Here is a 17,891-nt window from a genome sequence, read left to right as displayed (position 1 = left end):
TATCTTACAATCAATGAGTTATATTTTATATTTTGCATTTTGTGTCATAAAGTAAATATTTAATGACAACATATGATAATAAATATAAATAATAAAGAAAATATCAACTAGAAACAGAAAATAACCTTAAAACGGCATATATAGCTTTTTTACGTTTTGGTAGCACTAAATTCACATAAATCAATGTTGATTTGTTTGTTTAAAATCATTATAAAACAATAGGTAATAGTGTCTATTGTCGATAAATGATCGCGAAGGGTAAAAAATCAAAAAAAACACTTATATAAAGAAGGAACAAAAAAAGCGGTAATATAAAAACGCTAATAAAAGATTACCCTAATCTAATGTCAAAATTAAGTTTAATAGATTAAGTTTGGCAGCAGGGTTAACTATTGCTCTTATTTTCAACAACATAGTCATTTGATAATCTGTATAAAATTAAAAAATGTTTGTCAGATATACTATTTGTTCAATAAATAGGTGTTTGTGAGTTATTTTGTGACGTTGTTCAATTTTTTCTGGCTTTTTATCAAGTATTAGCCCACAATACGCCACTATTAGTCGAGGCCCGTGCTAGTGGTTGCTGTTGCAGAACCCTCTGTAGCAAAGGGGCCCCGTTTTTAAGTTGATCATATATTGGGATCCCAATGCAAGAAACTGTTACAGAATTTCGCCAACTAGATTTGGCCGACACACTATTATCCGCACTAGACTCTATGGGTTTCGTTTCGCCTACACCTATCCAGGCGGCGTCAATACCTCTACTTCTAACTGGTACGGATGCGCTTGGTAAAGCACAGACGGGTACTGGTAAAACAGCAGCGTTCTCGTTGCCTGTACTGAATAAAATTAATCTTTCTCAGCATAAGCCACAAGCTATTGTTATGGCTCCAACACGTGAGCTTGCAATTCAGGTTGCTGCAGAAATTAAAGTTCTTGGTCAAAACATCAAGGGACTTAAGGTTCTTGAGATTTACGGTGGTGCTTCTATCGTTGATCAAATGCGTGCACTAAAAAATGGTGCTCACATTGTTGTTGGTACACCGGGTCGTGTTAAAGACCTTATTACACGTAAGCAACTTCACCTAGACGAAGTATCTACTTTCGTTCTTGATGAAGCTGATGAAATGCTAAAAATGGGTTTCGTTGACGACGTTACTTGGATCATGGAACAAGCACCAGAAACTGCACAGCGTGTACTTTTCTCTGCAACTATGCCTCCAATCGTTAAAGAAATCGTTGATCGTTTCCTACGTGATCCAGCACGCATCGACGTTGCAGGTGAAAACCGTACTGTTGCTCAAGTATCTCAACAATTTTGGATTGTTAAAGGCGTAGAGAAAGACGAAGCAATGAGTCGTCTTCTTGAAACTGAAAATACAGATGCATCAATCGTATTCGTTCGTACTCGTCAAGATACTGAGCGTCTAGCTGATTGGTTATCTTCTCGTGGCTTTAAAGCTGCGGCACTTCACGGTGATATTCCTCAGTCGCTACGTGAGCGTACTGTTGATCATATCAAACGTGGCGTGATTGATATTCTAGTTGCAACTGACGTTGTAGCACGTGGCCTAGACGTTGCACGTATTACACACGTATTCAACTATGACATCCCATTTGATGTTGAATCATACATTCACCGTATCGGTCGTACTGGTCGTGCTGGACGTGAAGGTAAAGCGATCCTATTGGTTCGTACTAACCAAATCCGCATGCTACGTACTATTGAGCGTGTTACTAAGTCTCGTATGGAAGAAATCCAACTTCCTCTACGTGATCTAGTTGCTGCATCTCGTCTAAACCGTTTAGGTGAAGAACTAGCTGCACAAAAAGAACAAACTAATGTAGATGCATTCGTTGAACTAGTAGCTAAACTACAAGAGTCAATTGATGTTGATGCAGCAACACTAGCAGCAATGCTTCTTCAGCGCCAGCAAGGTAACCGTCCTTTATTCTATAAAGGTCCAGATCCAATGCTAGCAGCTATTGAGCGTGAATCACAACGTCGTGAGCGTCGTGGTGATCGTGATGATCGTGGCGACCGTCGTGGTGACCGTCCTGATCGTGGCGAACGCCGTGGTGATCGTCCTGAACGTGGTGGTGAGCGTGGCGAACGTCGCACTTTCAACAGCGCTGATTGGGATACTTACCAGTTACAAGTTGGTCGTGAGCAAGGTGTTCAAGTTAAAGATATCGTTGGCGCAATCGCAAACGAACTTGGCTTAAGCAAAGAGTTCATCGGTGCGATTAAACTTGCTCCTTCACACACTTTTGTTCAACTTCCTAAGAAGATGACAGCAGAAGTTACAGCACAATTGAAGAAACTACGTATTCGTCAGAATGACGTTCAAGCAGTTGTTGTTGAAGGTGAAGTGTTACGTGAACATCGTCCACGCACTGGTAACCGTGATGCAAACCGCAGTGGTGGTGAGCGTACTGGTCATCGTGGTAGCCGTGACGGCAATCGCGAAGGCAACCGTGGCGGTGAACGTGGTGGCGAGCGTCGTTTCGATCGCAACCGTGGCAACGACACTCGTGGTGGCTACCGTGGCAACCGTGATGGTGCAGCAGCACGTCCAGCGGGCGACCGTAAACCACGTACTGATGCATAATTTGCGCTAGTGTGATAAAAAGCCAGACGAAAGTCTGGCTTTTTTTATGCCTTTTTTTGAGGTATAGAGCTAATTAATTAACGTTACGACTAAGATTTATATCAGTAACACGTTTTAATAAATATTCTTTAAAATTAGCGCAACGGACCGGCATATGTTTTCTCGGTTTGTAATATAAACTTAATTCAAATTCACTACTGATATAGTTATTTAACACTGAGACTAATTTATTTTGCTGTAAATCTTCTTGGATTAAACTGTAAGGTAAATAAGCAATCCCACCACCAGATAACGCGATATTTTTTAAAATCTCACTGTCATCAACTTCCACTGTCCGTGAAATTTGCACTGAATTATATTCACCATCTTGCTCGAAAATCCATCTGTTTCCTCCCACCAGTGTGGTCGCAAATAAACATAAATGCTTTTTTAAATCGTTAGGTATTATTGGTTGTCCGTAACGTGCAATATAAGCGGGAGAACAACATGCTTTTAGCGGTTCACGTAATAAAGTACGTTTAACTAGCAGACTATCTTTATCTTGAAAGCCTCGATACGTTGCATTAGCGCGGATTGCAAAATCGACTTCATGAACATTATCCACCTCAAATGCCGTCTCAATGATTACAAAATTAATATTCGGGTTATCACTGACATATTCACCGATAATGCTACTTAAATAATATTTAGCAAATAGTGGGGTGGATGCCACTTTAATCGTGCCACTATCTTCCTGGCTAAGTGTTTGAATTTCATTAAGTATTTCGTTAATTTGAGTATTAATTTGTGTAAAACGTTGAAATAAATGTTGCCCCGTCTGGGTGATAGAAATTTTACGGGTTGTGCGTTTTACTAGGCTTATCCCCATCGTTTCTTCAAGTTCAGTGATCCAACGGCTACCCGCCGATGGTGAAATGCCGTATTGCTTAGCCGCTTCGGTGATGGATTGACATCGAACAACATGAAGAAAAAAAATGATTTTATCTAGCATTACTTTCTCTGTATCAATAAGTAAATTGGTATTAACGAACAATGATTAGAGTATACTAAATATGCGTATTGTTGCATTGTTTGTGGTTAGATTTAATTATAAGTGTGTCATTTTTGCAATTGTGTCTTGTTATATTGAGGCTAATGTTTAAATGAAAGTTATCTAAACTAGAGATTGAGCACTACGTTTTAATTTGATTATAAGACGATAATATAAGGGAAAATATATGCTAACAGGTAAGGTTTGTCTCGTCACAGGTGGAGCGCAAGGAATTGGTCGTTGTATTGTTGAAACCTTTGCTCGTCAAAATGCAACTCGTGTCATTGCTTGTGATATGAATATGGGCATGATGGCTGATTTAGAACAACAGTTCCCAAACGTCACAGCATTAGAGCTTAATGTTTGTGATCGAGAAGGGGTTGCTAAAGCAGTAAAACAGTTAACAGAACAATATGGTCATATTGATGTTTTAGTCAATAATGCAGGAATTACACGTGATAATTTGATTGATAAAATGACCGAGTCTGATTGGGATCTGGTTATGGATGTTAATCTCAAAGGTGTCTTTAATATGACCCAAGCGATTGCTCCAACGATGATGCAAACAGGCAGTGGTTCCATTATTACTATGTCATCTGTCGTAGGTACAGACGGAAATATAGGTCAAACTAATTATGCGGCAACGAAAGCGGGCGTTATCGCGATGACGAAATCATGGGCGAAAGAATTTGCCCGTAAAGGTGCACAAGTACGTGCAAATTGTATTGCTCCAGGGTTTGTAGAAACGCCGATGACTATTGATTTACCCGAAAAAGTGATTAAGCATATGACGTCAAAAACACCACTAAAGCGCATGGGTAAAGCTCAAGATATTGCTAATTGCGCATTATTTTTAGCGAGTGCTCAATCAAGCTTCATTACCGGACAAGTATTGAAAGTTGATGGTGGTCTTGTTATTTAGTGATGAACTATGATTAAACGTTATTCTAAAATCATTGTGTTTATTGGTACCTAATAGCAATAGATGCAATGATTTTTATATAATAGGGCAGGAATAAAAGAATAGAAATGATGATTTTCTCTGTGAGATCTTTATTTGTGTTATTTTATTGTAAAATAAGGATGATTTTGAAATTAAAACTAATATTTAAGCAAAAAAAGCCTTAAAATGCTACGGTGTTAAGTATATTTTAGCGGTTATGTATAGTGATATTTTCATCATCTACACTGTGGTTTATAAGCATTGCGTGTACGCCATTATCGGTTACACTTTTTTTTTGGTCACTTAAGCAAAAAAAAATTTGGTTGAATATAACAGCCTTAATGTTTGTGTTTGTTGCTAGCGGTTTGATTATTGTGCAACAGTACGAGGATTATGCTCGTTTTACAGATTGTATAAGTAAAGGCTTTAACTACAATGCTTTTTCAGCAGAATGCAGCTTAGTTTTACATGATAATTAATCATATCAGCTCATTCCTTTGAGCATTAGCTGTTTTTTACGACAGACTGATTCTTTATCTCATGCTTGCGACAATTACATGAGTAGAGTGGAATAAAGCGTAAATAGGCATTCCTAAACGTAATGTTTCATCCATTAAATCTTGATTATCAACAAAAGCACAAATACTGATTTCGTCGGTTAAGCTAATCGTAATTTCTGTTGATTGGCGATCTTGCTTCATTGCCGTGATTGTGCCGAGTAATTGGTTATCAAATCGATCTCGCTTTCCATGAATTAAATTTTCTTCGCTACAAATTGTAATTGCTGGACCTTTGATTAACGTGACTACATCTTTATTTTGTTTGAGGTGTAAACGTAGGGTACTGCCATGGGTGATTGTTGCTAGGATATTATGCTGCTCGGTAATGGCAATGGTAACGACATCATGTAAATCATGGGTTTCAATTGCGTGAATATGGCCAAATAATTGATTACGCGCGCTGGTTTGTAATGAAAAGCGACTCATAATACCGAGTAGACTATCTAATGGTGCATTTTCATCGTTAAGTGCTTGTAAGCCCATGTCTTGAATTTTATTTAAAAGATCATACATCTGGATCAGACGTTGACCAAATCGTGTTAGTGTCGCACCACCACCACCTTTACCGCCTTTCTCACAATTAACTAACGGTTGTTCGTTGTTATTATTCATATCTTTAATGGCATCAAAGGCTGCTTTATAGCTAATGCCTGCTAATTTAGCGCCCTGACTAATAGAGCCTGTGGTATCAATGGCTTTTAATAGTGCGATACGACGTGGATTGGCAAACATCTTATTATTCATTTGTAGTGTTGCAATGGCAGTAAGATTCATGGTCTTATTCTCATTCTTATTAGGTGTTTTTTCTATGTTATCGCATTTTGTGAAAGATTTTAAATCTAATAATAGAGATTGTTAGTTGTAACGATAATAATGGACAAGTATTTGAGTTGGCGCAAAAAAAAACCTTACTGATGAAGAACATCAGTAAGGTTTAATCAGGTTAAATTGTATTATTTTCCTGCGATATTTAAGCGAGAGAAGCGTATTTTAGGAGCATAGAAACTGCGGCTATAGTCATTATCAAGTTGGTTTCCTACAGCATCAATTTCTTTGATCATTTGGTAGAAATTACCGGCAACAGTAATACCACGAACTGCTTGTAAGCGTTGTCCGTCACGGCAGAGAAAACCACTCGCACCAAATGAGAAATCACCACTCACGGCATCTGCACCTGAATGAACCCCTTGTAATTCAACTAACTCTAAGTATTCTCCAGCAGTAATTTCCGCATCAGAACTGCTACCTGCACTGATGACGGTGTGGCTTCCTCCAACACCTAATCCACCTTTAGCCGATCGAGAACCGTTTGCTGTATTCTCAATACCAAAGTAACTCGCTGTGTGACTATTATGTAATAAGCTCTGTAACTTACCGTCACCAATCAATCGTGTGTCGCGGGTTGCAAATCCTTCGCTATCAAAGGCTTTAATTGCAAAGCCGCCATTTACATACGCCGTATCAGTTATGGTTAGCAGTGGGCTCGCAACTTGAGAGTGAAGCGCATCACGCCAAGGGTTTATTCCTTTCATGGCCGCTTGCCCTGATAGACACATGCCATAGGCTGAAAATAAATTACTCAGTGCACTGAGAGTAAATATTACCGAATAATGTTTACTCGCAATGGGTGCTCCGTCTAATAATGCTTGTGCCATGTCATAGCCATGGTTAATACAATAAAACGGATCTAATTGATGAAATAAACGCCCAGATGACATTCCACCATGCATTGCTTGTTTACCGTCTTTTTCATATAGAGTGTAAGCGTAGCAATACGTTGAACGCTCATTATGACTGCATAATGTTCCTTCGGTATTGGCTAAAATGACATGGTTATCGGATTCAGCAAAACCATTATAAGGCGCGCTCTTTGCGTGAGGTTTAGTGACTACTCCTTGTTCTAATGACAATGCGAGAGCAATTTTATCATCAACCGTTGCGGTTTCAATTTGATAAACTTCGGGCTCAATGGTAGCTAGACGGCTATCAAGACAACTGATTTTTTGATGTTGATCTTGTTGAGAGTATTGTGCGTTGATTAAGGCATTATTGACCATTAAATCAAGGCTAGCGAGATCCAGTGATTCAGAATAACTGGTAGCGGTGCGCTGATCTTTAATCACGCGAACACCAATGACTTGACCTGACGTTACTTTATATTCGTCAAGTTCACCTTGATTTGCTTTTAATGAAAAATTGTTACTACGGTTTGCAATAACATCGGCAGCGGCATCTTGCGCTTTAACCCGATCAAGTACGTAATCAATGGCTTGTTGTAGTGCATTTTGATCTGTCATTAGTTGCCACCTCCCACAAGAATATTATCCACTTTCAATGCCGCTTGGCCGACACTTGTTGGCACCGAGCCACTTACCGAGCCACACATACCAGCCGCGAGTGCAAAATCATTACCAATCATGCTGATTTCTTTCAATACTTTAGGGCCAGTGCTGATTAAGGTTGCTGATTTTAGTGGCTTAGTGATTTTACCGTTCTCAACTAAATACGCTTCTTGGACGGCAAAATTAAACTCACCCGTACCCGGTTGAACGGAGCCGCCGCCCATTTTCTTAGCATAAATACCGCGTTCAACACTCGCAAGCATATCATCGAGAGTGCTTGTGCCAGGTTCAATAAAGGTATTACGCATACGTGAAGTTGGGGCAAACTTATAAGATTCGCGACGACCTGAACCGGTACGTTCAAAGCCTGTTTTTAAGCCCCCCATACGATCGACCATAAAGCTAGTTAGTTTACCGTCTTTAATCAGTTGAGTACGTTGGGTTTCCATGCCTTCATCATCAATGTTGATTGAACCCCATTGGTTAGTCATGGTGCCATCATCGACAGCATTCACTACTGAATTGGCAATTATGTCGCCCATTTTATCGTAAAAAACGGAGGCTTTTTTAGCGACAGAAGTGGTTTCAAGTAAGTGGCCACAGGCTTCGTGGAAGATCACGCCACCAAAGCCATTACCAATAATGACGGGCATTTCACCTGATGGACAGGCTTCTGCAAACAGCTTGACCATTGCTTGCTGTGCAACATCATGGCCTAACTTTTGTGCGTCAAGGTGAGTATTAAATTCCCACCCTGTAAATGCACCCGGTGCTTCGTAACCTGTTGATTGCTCAGAACCATTTTGTGCAACAGCATTAGCAGAAATTCGAGTGTAATGGCGCGTGTCACCAATATGAAGACCCTCTGAGTTGAAAATCTCAATTTGCTGTTCACGTTGCGCAACGCTACCTATAAATTGGGCGATTTTTTCGTTTTCAGCGCGGGCTGCTTGATCTGCTTGGCGTAAAAAGGCAATTTTAGCCGCCATATTGGTGTCTTGGCTTAGCGGTAATTGACAGCTATGTTGATTGTTATAACGGCTTAAATTTAAAGAACCCGCGGTTAATATTTGGTCGCGTTTATCTTTTGCTGCAAGTAAAGACGTGACGCGTTTTAATTCTTCTTCGTCTGTACTATTAGTGTAGCCGTAGAGGACTTTATGTCCAAAAAACAGACGGATACCAATACCAAAATCAATGCCTGAGTTAACTTTATCAATTTCAGCAGAGATCAGTTGAACAGAACTTGATTGATGATGTTCGACAAATAATTCAGCAAAATCAGCACCAAGAAATAGTGCGTGATCAATGACTGTTTTAGCAGTATTAGGGTTTAGCATTTGTGCTCCCTTCTTTTTATGAGCTCTATTTTATAACCTAGCAGTAAAGTGATAAAATTTCTCACTATTACTGCAATTGGTATGAGCGATGAATCTATAACGACGGATTAATTAGATTATTTAGCTACCGTATTTGCAGTGATTGAACACAGAATATTTTCCAGTTCATCCCACGGTAAGATCTCACTATCAATAACTTCAATACGCGATTCAAATCCTTCTAGTGAGAGTTCATTTACTGACACAACTTGATTAACAACGTTAAAGGCAAAACAACCATTTTCAGTATTTACCACGGCTTTAATACGGTTAGCACTAAGGTTGGAGAATAAGCTAAATAATTTTGAGAATTCAAATAATTGATCAGCGGCAAAGAACCAGCCGCAACTGTGGTATCCCTGACCATGATTTTCTTTACGAATAAATTGTTGTCCTGGCGCTAATTCTAATTCTGGTAGTGGTTCTGCTTGGTCGTGACCATGATGGTGGCTATGTTGTGCTTGGCGGTCTGTTCGCTCAATATCTAACCATTCAAGTTCAAGTCGGCCATGTTCAACTTCAGCAATGAGTGCTTTTTGAGGTTCGGCTTTTTCCATTGCAGTTTGGAAAGTGTATAAATCAAAATCGTCACATTGATCGATTTTGTTGGCAACGACAACATCAGCCAGTGCGAGTTGGTCTTGAAAATTAATATTGTCGGTATAAATGTTCTCTGCAAAATGGCGCGGATCAACGACCGTGATAGTTGCACGTAAATCAACATAGTTACGGTAGCTTTCTGAGGTTAATTTATGAATCACTTCTTTAGGGTGGCCTAAACCTGTTGGTTCAAGTAATAAACGGTCAGGTTTTTGTGCTAGCAGTGCATTAATACCCACTGACATTGGCAAGCCTGCCACACAGCACATACAGCCACCAGGGACTTCTTTAATAATCGCCCCTTGCTGTTCTAAAATAGCACCATCGACGCCAACATTGCCAAATTCATTGATTAAAATTGCCCACTTTTCATGTTCAGGCTTACGTGAAAGCAAAGAAAGAATAGCGGTGGTTTTACCTGCGCCTAAGAAACCAGTAATAATATTTGTTGGAATGCGTTTCATGTTTTTACTCAATTCCTAAACGATGGAGTACAAAAATAATAATGCCAGTTTACGTGAGCAGCACTAAAGTAACTAGTATAACTGGATGAAGCGTTAGTTAAGTGCCGTTTTTGACTGCAAAAATGGTGCAAACTAAAAAAAGGTGGGTATGTTATAACGTTTTTGGCATGATTAATTATTCAATGAATAGACGGTGAATATGAATGATTAATTGGTTTATTGTGAGTTCTGATTCGATAAAAAAGATAGGTCATGATACGACCAATAATTGTCTTTATATTGATTTTGGTCAGCGTGACGGGTATGAAGTTTATACCAATGTATCGTTATATGCTTTTTATCACTTTTCGTTAGCGGTATCGATTGATGAGTATTACCAGCAGGTGATTCGAGTAAATTACTCAAGAAAACCGCAATGTTATTAGTGGTAACTTTGTTATCATTTTAAACGGCGTATTGAGTTGAAAAATATATGTAAAAAGCATAATTTAATTTATTTATTAAAATAACAAACATTGTAATATTTTCTTATTCATAAGTATTTATATGTAAATGTTATTTATCAATAAGTGAGCTAAAATGAGTATTGCTCTTTTGACAGAAGATGAGTTTCTATACCAGAATCGGATCAGTCAGCAGCAGTGGCAAGCGAGCCAAATCACATGGGCAACATTAAAAGCAATAGGTTTATGTCATGAAAAACGAACCGAGGCATTAAATGTAACTGCCGAGTCTTATGCGCGTATTATTCAACAATGTTCTCATGTTCATTCTGTACGTTGGCGAGTAAAAAAACCACAGCATCTTATGGAAAAAATTGTTAGAAAAACACAGCCACATAGTGCGACATTTAAAGCTAAATATCTGGGTATTAATCAATATAACTATGATGCCATTGTTACTGATCTTATTGGTGTACGTGCGTTGCATCTGTTTAAAGATGATGGATTAGCCATTCACGATTATTTAATGAGTAAGTGGCAATATGAAGAGCCACCTGTTTATTATGTTCGAAATGGTGATGATGATGTTTCTGCTGAATTACCCGCAGATATTCAAGTCAAAATACACCCAGCAGGTTATCGGTCATTGCATTATGTGTTTGGTAGTGAATTACAACAACGACCTATTTTTACTGAAGTACAAGTTAGAACTATTTTTGAGGAAGCATGGACAGAAATAGATCATAAAATACGTTATCCTAATTTTTCTACTGATGCGGAAATTTGTTCTTTTTTATTAATATTTAATCGTCTTGTTGGATCTGCTGATGAAATGGGATCGTTTGTAAGACAACTGGCTGTAGAAGCAACACAGCGACAACAAACATTGATGGCATTGTCCAATGGAACAGAAACCAATGCGAGTGATGTAGAAACACTATTTCAAAGGTTAGAAGAACAGTCTGAAAAACAGCATAATTCTCAGTTGGTTATAGATCAACTTCGTCTGCAAGTGATGCAATTACAAACGGATAAAAAAGCGTTACAGCAATCAATCAACGCTAATATATTAACGTCGGTAGCGACAGTAAGTCAGCGTTGTTGTAAAGCTTCTGAGTTGTTAGATAAATAGTTGTTCTATCTCTTTTTCGGATGGATTCTAGCTTGTTAATAGCAAAAAAACATTTATAGTGGTATGCATAAAAGTTATCAATTATAAAAATAAATGTACTGAGGAAATTTTTGATGAGAACGCGGTTGGATCGTATTCGCCATGCGGTTTGTTTTGAAGTTATTGGCTTAATCTTATTGGTGCTTGTATTAAGTCAATTTGGGTTTGATGGTAGTCATGTTGGTGTTGTCGGAATTGCGTTTTCAATTTTAGCAACAGGGTGGAACTATATTTATAATATATGGTTTGACCGTATGCTTTATCGTCGTTATAAAACAGCGGCGAAAACGACTATCATTCGTATTCTTCACAGTATTGGATTTGAAGCTGGCCTTCTTTTTGTGACTATTCCGATTTTATCTTGGGCGCTAAAAGTGACATTATGGGAAGCTTTTGTGCTTGATATTGGAATGGTACTTTTTTATCTTATTTATGCATATGTTTATAACATTGCTTATGATCGCTTATTTCCAATACCAGAAATGCAACAAGATTAAAATTGAATAATGTAAAAAAAAGCCCCTAATGTTGATATCATTAAGGGCTTTTTTATTGGCACATTATATTAATGATCAACATAAAAACTATAACAATTTTTACCTTTTTTCTTACTGTCATAAACCGCTTGATCTGCATTGTTGATCAATTGTTCGATATCGTGTGTTTGGTTATCTGTCACTGCGACACCAATAGATGCTGAAAACGGAATGACGATATCACCATTACTCACAGAACCATTAAGTTGGCTAATAAGCATTTCTAATATATTGATTAAATCTGTTTCATTATTGAAACCACTGGTTAATACAATAAATTCATCGCCACCAAAACGACCAATTAAATCGATTGGATTATTAAAAAATGACTTCACATGTTGAGCAAAGATACGAATAACATCATCGCCGTAATAGTGACCTAGAGTGTCATTGATGGTTTTAAGGTTATCAAGATCAATAAAAAGTAGTGCTAATTTTTGATGACACTTTTGAAGCGTAATGTTTGCATGTTGAATGAAATACTTACGGTTTAGTAAATTTGTTCGAGAGCAATAGACACCATCTTTAGTTGTGCTAATGATGTTTTTAAAATGATGATTCATATCGATATTACTGTTTTTTGATAGTGATTGAATCGGAATAATAGAGGTGCTTTCTTGAATAAATGCATCTATCGGGGAGGTGATGATAGATACTTTTTTCATTAGGTAATAGCCAATAGCGATTGATGCGATAATAGAGATAAAAATATTAATAATCATAAAAAGAACTTTATCTTTTAAATATTGATTATAGTTAAGTGTTGTAACTAAATACCAAGGGGTATTTTTTAATGGATGTAATGATAATATTTCAAGTTGGTTTTTATTATTTATAACATGATAATTAAATGTACTTTTATCATTAATATTATGTAATATTTGTTTGTTGCTTAATGAAGAATAAATATTATCTTTCTTGAGTGTATTAGTGTCTTCACAGTTATTAGTGTCTTTGCAGTCAGTTAAGATGCTATTTTTGATGCTGGTATTTTCTTGGTAAGCTAACGCATAATTGATCTCTGCATATGAAACAGATGCAAAAATAGTTCCTTCCTTTATAAGGTTATTGAAATAGTTACATATTATATAGACATAGCTGTTAGAAATAGGGGAATAAATTAAATTACTAATGGTTAATTTTTTTTGCTGTATTGCTTGTTGGAAATAATGACGATAGTTTATATTTTCAATATTTTTCCGATAGGTTGTTGCTGCATTACCCTTAATATCGGTAATGCCTAGTGTTTCGATATTAAATGCTTCTTGGTAAGGACGAATAATTTCAATTTTCTGTGATAATAATGACATATCTTTCATGATAACATCATTAGAAATTGCAGTTAGTAGGTCAGTGTGTTTGCTAATGATGGTTAAAATATTATTTTCTGTTACTGCTCTATTCCGTATAAGTAATTTTTGTATGTTGTTATATTGGTTATAAGACCAATAGCTAAGATTAAATATAACTAATAAGCTTAAGCATAGTAAAATGTATTGAGTTATTTTCTTTTTAATACTATGACTAATGTTCATGAAGTGGTGTCTTTTTATCAGGTAATGTATTTATACATATTTAAAGGTTATTTTACTGTTTTTGAAATGCGAGTGGAAAGTCTTTATTTGTAACAATTTGTCATACTTGAGGCTTAAAAAGGTATAAAAGTTAATAAGTTAGTACCTGACAGTATTTTTGTATGAAAAAATCGCTTTTTATTGGATGATTATTCTTTATTGAATGAAGCATCACAAATCAGCATTTAAAAGAAGAGCAAAATTTTAAATCAGCAGTTGTTAAATGTAATGCAGCATAAAGCAAGAATACTGTTATAATGTATACCGTTCAAAATAAAATACTGTAGTAAAAGATAGCAATGAGTTGTCATGAGTAATCGAGGTATATAAATAATATATAACAATTGCTTATATTAATAACTTGATTTTTATGGTTAATTTTTTGATGTTTAATACATTAGTTGTAATTATTTTATTGAGTTTTACTATGATTAAATAATTTGCATATCCTACAGTAATCGTATGCAATACTATAGATTATTAGTGAAAGAAATGATGGTGTTTGGGGTGGTCAGCGAGAGATTTGCTGGGTATTTGTCTATTTTTTGAAAATGATTTTTAACATGTTAGTAAACTATACTATCAGATTTATTTGTCATGGGTGATGTACGTTGAGTAAACAAAGAAAACTCGCACGAAAGGCGGTTGACGTGCAACAATCGATGATGATTGCGTGTGAAGAGTGTGGGTTAGTTGTTGATATCCCTAATTTAAATGAAGGTGAAAAAGCAGCGTGCCCTCGTTGTGGTCATACTTTAATAAAAGCCGTTAGTTTGCCTTTTCAACGCCCAGTTGCTTACGGTATCGCGTGTTTGATCATGCTAACATTAAGTCTTTCATTTCCCTTTTTATCTTTTACTGTTAATGGCATGGGGCATCAAATTACGCTATTAAATGCAGCGGAAACATTACAACATTTTGAAAATAGCGTATTAGCTATTTTATTAATGACAACAGTAATTATCTTTCCTGCGGCCTATATCGTGTTAGTTTTATATCTTTATTATACGGCTAAAAAAGTAAAACATATTGGTCATATTATTCATGCGCGTAGTTGGATTAAATTTTTATGTCGAATATTATTTAAAATTCAACCATGGCTAATGGTTGATGTGTTTTTAATCGGTGTGTTAGTTAGCCTTGTTAAAATTTCAGCGTTAGCACACATTGGCTTAGGTAATTCGTTTTGGGCTTTTTGTCTTTATAGTGTATTAGTTGTTAAATGTGTTTCGTTAGTTGATAGAACATGGTTGTGGGATCAATTTTTTGCCATGGTTCCTGTGTCAGGGGTTCATGATGGTGATACACACATGGATAATAACCATGTTGGATGTCATGCTTGTAATCAAATAAATCCAATGCCAACAACCCATCATGCACGTTGTTTACGTTGTGATAGCCGATTACATGTTTTCGATGCTAGCCATTCATTGCAATATGCTTGGGCGTATTTAATTGCGTCTATCGTTTTTTATATTCCTGCTAATTTGTATCCAATGATGTATACCGTGAGTTTAGGCCAAACGGAAGGCTCTACAATTTTAGGCGGTGTAGTATTACTTTGGAAAATGGGTTCGTGGCCAATTGCATTAGTCATTTTTATGGCCAGTATTTTTATTCCAATGGCAAAAATGTTTACCTTAGCATGGTTGTATTTCTGTGCGGGTAAACAAGACGATAATTCTGCTAATGTCGCTATTAAGCGTTTGAAATTATATCGCATGACCGAATTTATTGGTCGTTGGTCTATGGTTGATATTTTTGTGGTTGCCATCTTAGTGGCGTTAGTACAGTTACAAAATGTAATGGCAATCTCACCAGGGCCTGCCGCATTATGTTTTGCAATTGTGGTGATATTTACGATGCTGTCAGCCATGAGTTTTGATCCACGGGTATTTTGGATACCTAAAGGTAAATCATATAAACAAGATTCAGAGTTAGATGCTACTGAATCCAATTTAGTAGTGCCTAGTGTACATAAATGAGAAAGCAGATTATGAGTGATAACCAGCCGATTGAGGCTAAAGTGCAACGTTTGAAACAAGTATCACCAATATGGATTGTTCCGTTGGTTGCGTTAGGTATTGGCCTTTGGATGTTTATTCAATATCTAAATAGTCAAGGTCCTGTGATTACGATTCGGCTGCCTAATGCCTCAGGTATTGAAGTGGGTAAAACCGCGATTAAATCGTTAAACGTTAAAGTCGGCGTAGTAACTAAAGTCCAATTAAGTGAAGACTATAGTTACATTACTGTGACGGCTCAAATGGATAATGATACTGGGCGTATGCTTAAAAATGACACGCTATTTTGGGTCGTTAAGCCACGCATAGGTAAAGGTGGTGTGTCAGGTTTAGATACGCTTCTTTCTGGTTCATATATTGAAATGCAACCGGGCGAAGGTAAAGAGGACAAGCATCATTTTGTTGCGTTAGATGTCCCACCAGTTGCTCCTGCTGATGCCAAAGGATTACGGGTTATTTTAACCAGTCGTCAAGCGGGTAAGTTAGGCGTTGGTGATCCGGTTCTTTATGATGGATTTACGGTAGGTCGTGTTGAACAAGTTGGTTTTGATATCAACAGTAAACGTGCTAATTATCAATTATTTATTTTTGAACCTTATGATCGCTTAGTGCGCACAAGCAGTAATTTCATTTTAGCTTCTGGTGTTCAAGTTAAGGTTGGAGCGGAAGGCTTTAATGTTAAAATTGGCTCATTAGAATCGTTAATCACAGGTGGGGTAACATTCTCTACGCCAGCTGATGATCAAGGCTCATTACAATTAAAGCAAAAATCATATTATCGTTTATATAACAATATTGCTGAAGTTCGTGAGAAAATGTTTGAACAACATCTTGATTTTGTAATGTTATTTAGTGAATCTATTCGCGGTTTAAAAGCGGGTGCTCCAATTGAATATCGTGGTATTCAAATTGGTACGGTACAAAAAGTGCCATTACGTTTACCAACAAGCCAAGAAGGTTTCACGAGTAAGCAGATTCCAGTCTTAGTACGAATTGATCTTGGTCGTGTTTATGATCATACCGATGAAGGTACATTAACGTCATTACATGAAAACCTTGAAAAAGAATTTAAGAAAGGTTTACGGGCAACATTGAAAACGGGTAATTTGCTGACGGGTGCATTGTATATTGGCACTGATGTCTATAAAGGTGAAAAGCCAGTTAAGACATTGGAATATGATGGTTATGATATCTTCCCAACCAAAGCGGGCGATTTAGCTGAAGTACAAAAACAGCTAACAAATTTATTGAATAAATTTAATAAACTGCCTGTTGAAGATACATTAAATTCAATGACAGCAACGTTAAAAACATCTGAAAAAACCATGGCAACAATGCAAACGACGATCAATGATTTAGATCGTTTGTTAAAGCAAAAAGATACCCAAGCATTACCTGGTGATGTTCGTGATAGCTTGAAGCAGATTCAAACAACACTTAATGGTTTTGGTCCTGATGCTGCACCATATCAAAACCTTGAAGGCGCCTTAACACGTTTTGAAGCAGTAATGACTGAGTTACAGCCTGTGTTACGCCAACTAAATGAAAAACCAAATTCACTTGTATTTGGTGATGAGCAAACAAAAGATCCAGTACCTGTTGGAGGTCGTTAATAATGAAAAAGTGGTTAATCATCGCAATGGCTACTTTAGCCGTAACGGGTTGTAGCAGTGCGCCTGAAGGTGTGAATACCTTCTTGCTACCAGCGGGTAAGACATTGACAGTATCGCATGTTAATAATCAACCATTATTGATTGTGCGTCCGGTTGAAGTGGCAGCACATTTATCGGGTACGGGTTTAGTGTATCAAACGTCGGCAACCGAAATCGTGGAAGCTCAGCAAAATTTATGGGGTGAGGCGTTAGCAAAACAGTTAACCCGTCGTATTACTCATGATTTGCGCCAAAAGCAACATCGGTTGTGGGCGACACAGTTAACACCGACATTATCAACGACGGGAGCCCCGCGATTACAGGTACGTATTAACCAGTTTAATGGTGTATATACCGGCGTTGCTAACGTTGCGGGTGAGTGGATGATTATTGGTGCAAGTGGTGATTTACAAACAGTACATCCATTTGAGTTTAGTGTGCCATTAACGGCTAATGGTTACAGTGCTCAGGTTGAAGCTTTATCAACGGCTGTTGGTGAATTAACAACGCAAATAGCAAATGCTGTGAAGTAAGTTTATTCACTTAAAAAGAAGCCCACAG

14 protein-coding genes are annotated in these 17,891 nt (G+C 37.2%); 8 read left to right on the top strand and 6 right to left on the bottom strand.

The window, feature by feature from the left end; translation table 11 throughout:
- Positions 1 to 647 precede the first annotated feature (647 nt).
- The gene (locus tag C9J51_RS00275) at positions 648 to 2,612 is read left to right on the top strand and encodes a DEAD/DEAH box helicase (RefSeq protein WP_045040560.1); all 1,965 of its coding nucleotides are present in this window, start codon (positions 648 to 650) and stop codon (positions 2,610 to 2,612) included.
- A 73-nt stretch (positions 2,613 to 2,685) separates the two neighbouring features.
- On the opposite strand, the gene C9J51_RS00270 is transcribed toward C9J51_RS00275, so the two are convergent.
- Complete coding sequence (locus C9J51_RS00270) at positions 2,686 to 3,603, bottom strand: LysR family transcriptional regulator (protein WP_107274775.1); 918 nt, start codon at positions 3,601 to 3,603, stop codon at positions 2,686 to 2,688.
- Between the two features lie 226 nt (positions 3,604 to 3,829).
- On the opposite strand from C9J51_RS00270, the gene C9J51_RS00265 reads away from it, so the two are divergent.
- Positions 3,830 to 4,564 (top strand): beta-ketoacyl-ACP reductase, encoded by a 735-nt coding sequence (locus C9J51_RS00265; protein ID WP_045040561.1) that lies wholly within the window; start codon positions 3,830 to 3,832, stop codon positions 4,562 to 4,564.
- A 554-nt stretch (positions 4,565 to 5,118) separates the two neighbouring features.
- On the opposite strand, the gene C9J51_RS00255 is transcribed toward C9J51_RS00265, so the two are convergent.
- The 4 genes from C9J51_RS00255 to C9J51_RS00240 all read right to left on the bottom strand — a co-directional run bounded on the left by C9J51_RS00255 (position 5,119) and on the right by C9J51_RS00240 (position 9,930).
- Positions 5,119 to 5,919 carry a TOBE domain-containing protein gene (locus tag C9J51_RS00255; RefSeq protein ID WP_045040562.1) on the bottom strand — a complete coding sequence of 267 codons (801 nt, stop codon included), beginning with the start codon at positions 5,917 to 5,919 and terminating at the stop codon, positions 5,119 to 5,121.
- 179 nt (positions 5,920 to 6,098) lie between these two features.
- Entirely contained in the window at positions 6,099 to 7,442 is a 1,344-nt protein-coding gene (locus tag C9J51_RS00250; RefSeq protein ID WP_107274774.1) for a TldD/PmbA family protein, read from the bottom strand.
- Positions 7,442 to 8,827: a TldD/PmbA family protein gene (locus tag C9J51_RS00245; RefSeq protein ID WP_107274773.1), complete on the bottom strand. Its 1,386-nt coding sequence runs from the start codon at positions 8,825 to 8,827 to the stop codon at positions 7,442 to 7,444. Before C9J51_RS00245 ends, C9J51_RS00250 begins: the two co-directional genes overlap by 1 nt.
- 116 nt (positions 8,828 to 8,943) lie before the next feature.
- Positions 8,944 to 9,930, bottom strand: coding sequence for a CobW family GTP-binding protein (locus C9J51_RS00240; protein WP_045040563.1), 987 nt, complete (start codon positions 9,928 to 9,930; stop codon positions 8,944 to 8,946).
- Between the two features lie 203 nt (positions 9,931 to 10,133).
- Here C9J51_RS00240 and C9J51_RS00235 point away from each other — a divergent pair, with 203 nt between their 5' ends.
- From C9J51_RS00235 to C9J51_RS00225, 3 genes are all read left to right on the top strand, one after another.
- Complete coding sequence (locus C9J51_RS00235; protein WP_045037872.1) at positions 10,134 to 10,355, top strand: KTSC domain-containing protein; 222 nt, start codon at positions 10,134 to 10,136, stop codon at positions 10,353 to 10,355.
- 154 nt (positions 10,356 to 10,509) lie between these two features.
- Entirely contained in the window at positions 10,510 to 11,505 is a 996-nt protein-coding gene (locus tag C9J51_RS00230) for a RelA/SpoT domain-containing protein (RefSeq protein WP_107274772.1), read from the top strand.
- 113 nt (positions 11,506 to 11,618) lie between these two features.
- Complete coding sequence (locus C9J51_RS00225) at positions 11,619 to 12,041, top strand: PACE efflux transporter (protein WP_045037874.1); 423 nt, start codon at positions 11,619 to 11,621, stop codon at positions 12,039 to 12,041.
- Positions 12,042 to 12,109: 68 nt separating this feature from the next.
- Here C9J51_RS00225 and C9J51_RS00220 read toward each other — a convergent pair whose 3' ends face one another.
- Positions 12,110 to 13,399, bottom strand: a complete 1,290-nt coding sequence (locus C9J51_RS00220) for a diguanylate cyclase domain-containing protein (RefSeq protein WP_170073300.1) — start codon at positions 13,397 to 13,399, stop codon at positions 12,110 to 12,112.
- 917 nt (positions 13,400 to 14,316) lie between these two features.
- On the opposite strand from C9J51_RS00220, the gene C9J51_RS00215 reads away from it, so the two are divergent.
- The 3 genes from C9J51_RS00215 to C9J51_RS00205 are packed head-to-tail and all read left to right on the top strand — an operon-like array spanning position 14,317 to position 17,863.
- Positions 14,317 to 15,639, top strand: a complete 1,323-nt coding sequence (locus C9J51_RS00215; protein ID WP_045037896.1) for a paraquat-inducible protein A — start codon at positions 14,317 to 14,319, stop codon at positions 15,637 to 15,639.
- 11 nt (positions 15,640 to 15,650) lie between these two features.
- A complete protein-coding gene (gene pqiB / locus C9J51_RS00210; RefSeq protein WP_045040566.1) occupies positions 15,651 to 17,291 on the top strand; it encodes an intermembrane transport protein PqiB in 1,641 nt (546 codons plus the stop codon).
- Between the two features lie 2 nt (positions 17,292 to 17,293).
- A complete protein-coding gene (locus tag C9J51_RS00205) occupies positions 17,294 to 17,863 on the top strand; it encodes a PqiC family protein (protein WP_045037877.1) in 570 nt (189 codons plus the stop codon).
- Positions 17,864 to 17,891 lie beyond the last annotated feature (28 nt).

This window comes from Photobacterium iliopiscarium (assembly GCF_003026395.1).
In the GTDB taxonomy this organism is placed as follows: domain Bacteria; phylum Pseudomonadota; class Gammaproteobacteria; order Enterobacterales; family Vibrionaceae; genus Photobacterium; species Photobacterium iliopiscarium.
Note: the sequence above shows the minus strand (reverse complement) of the source record. Positions and strands in the feature narration are given on the sequence as shown.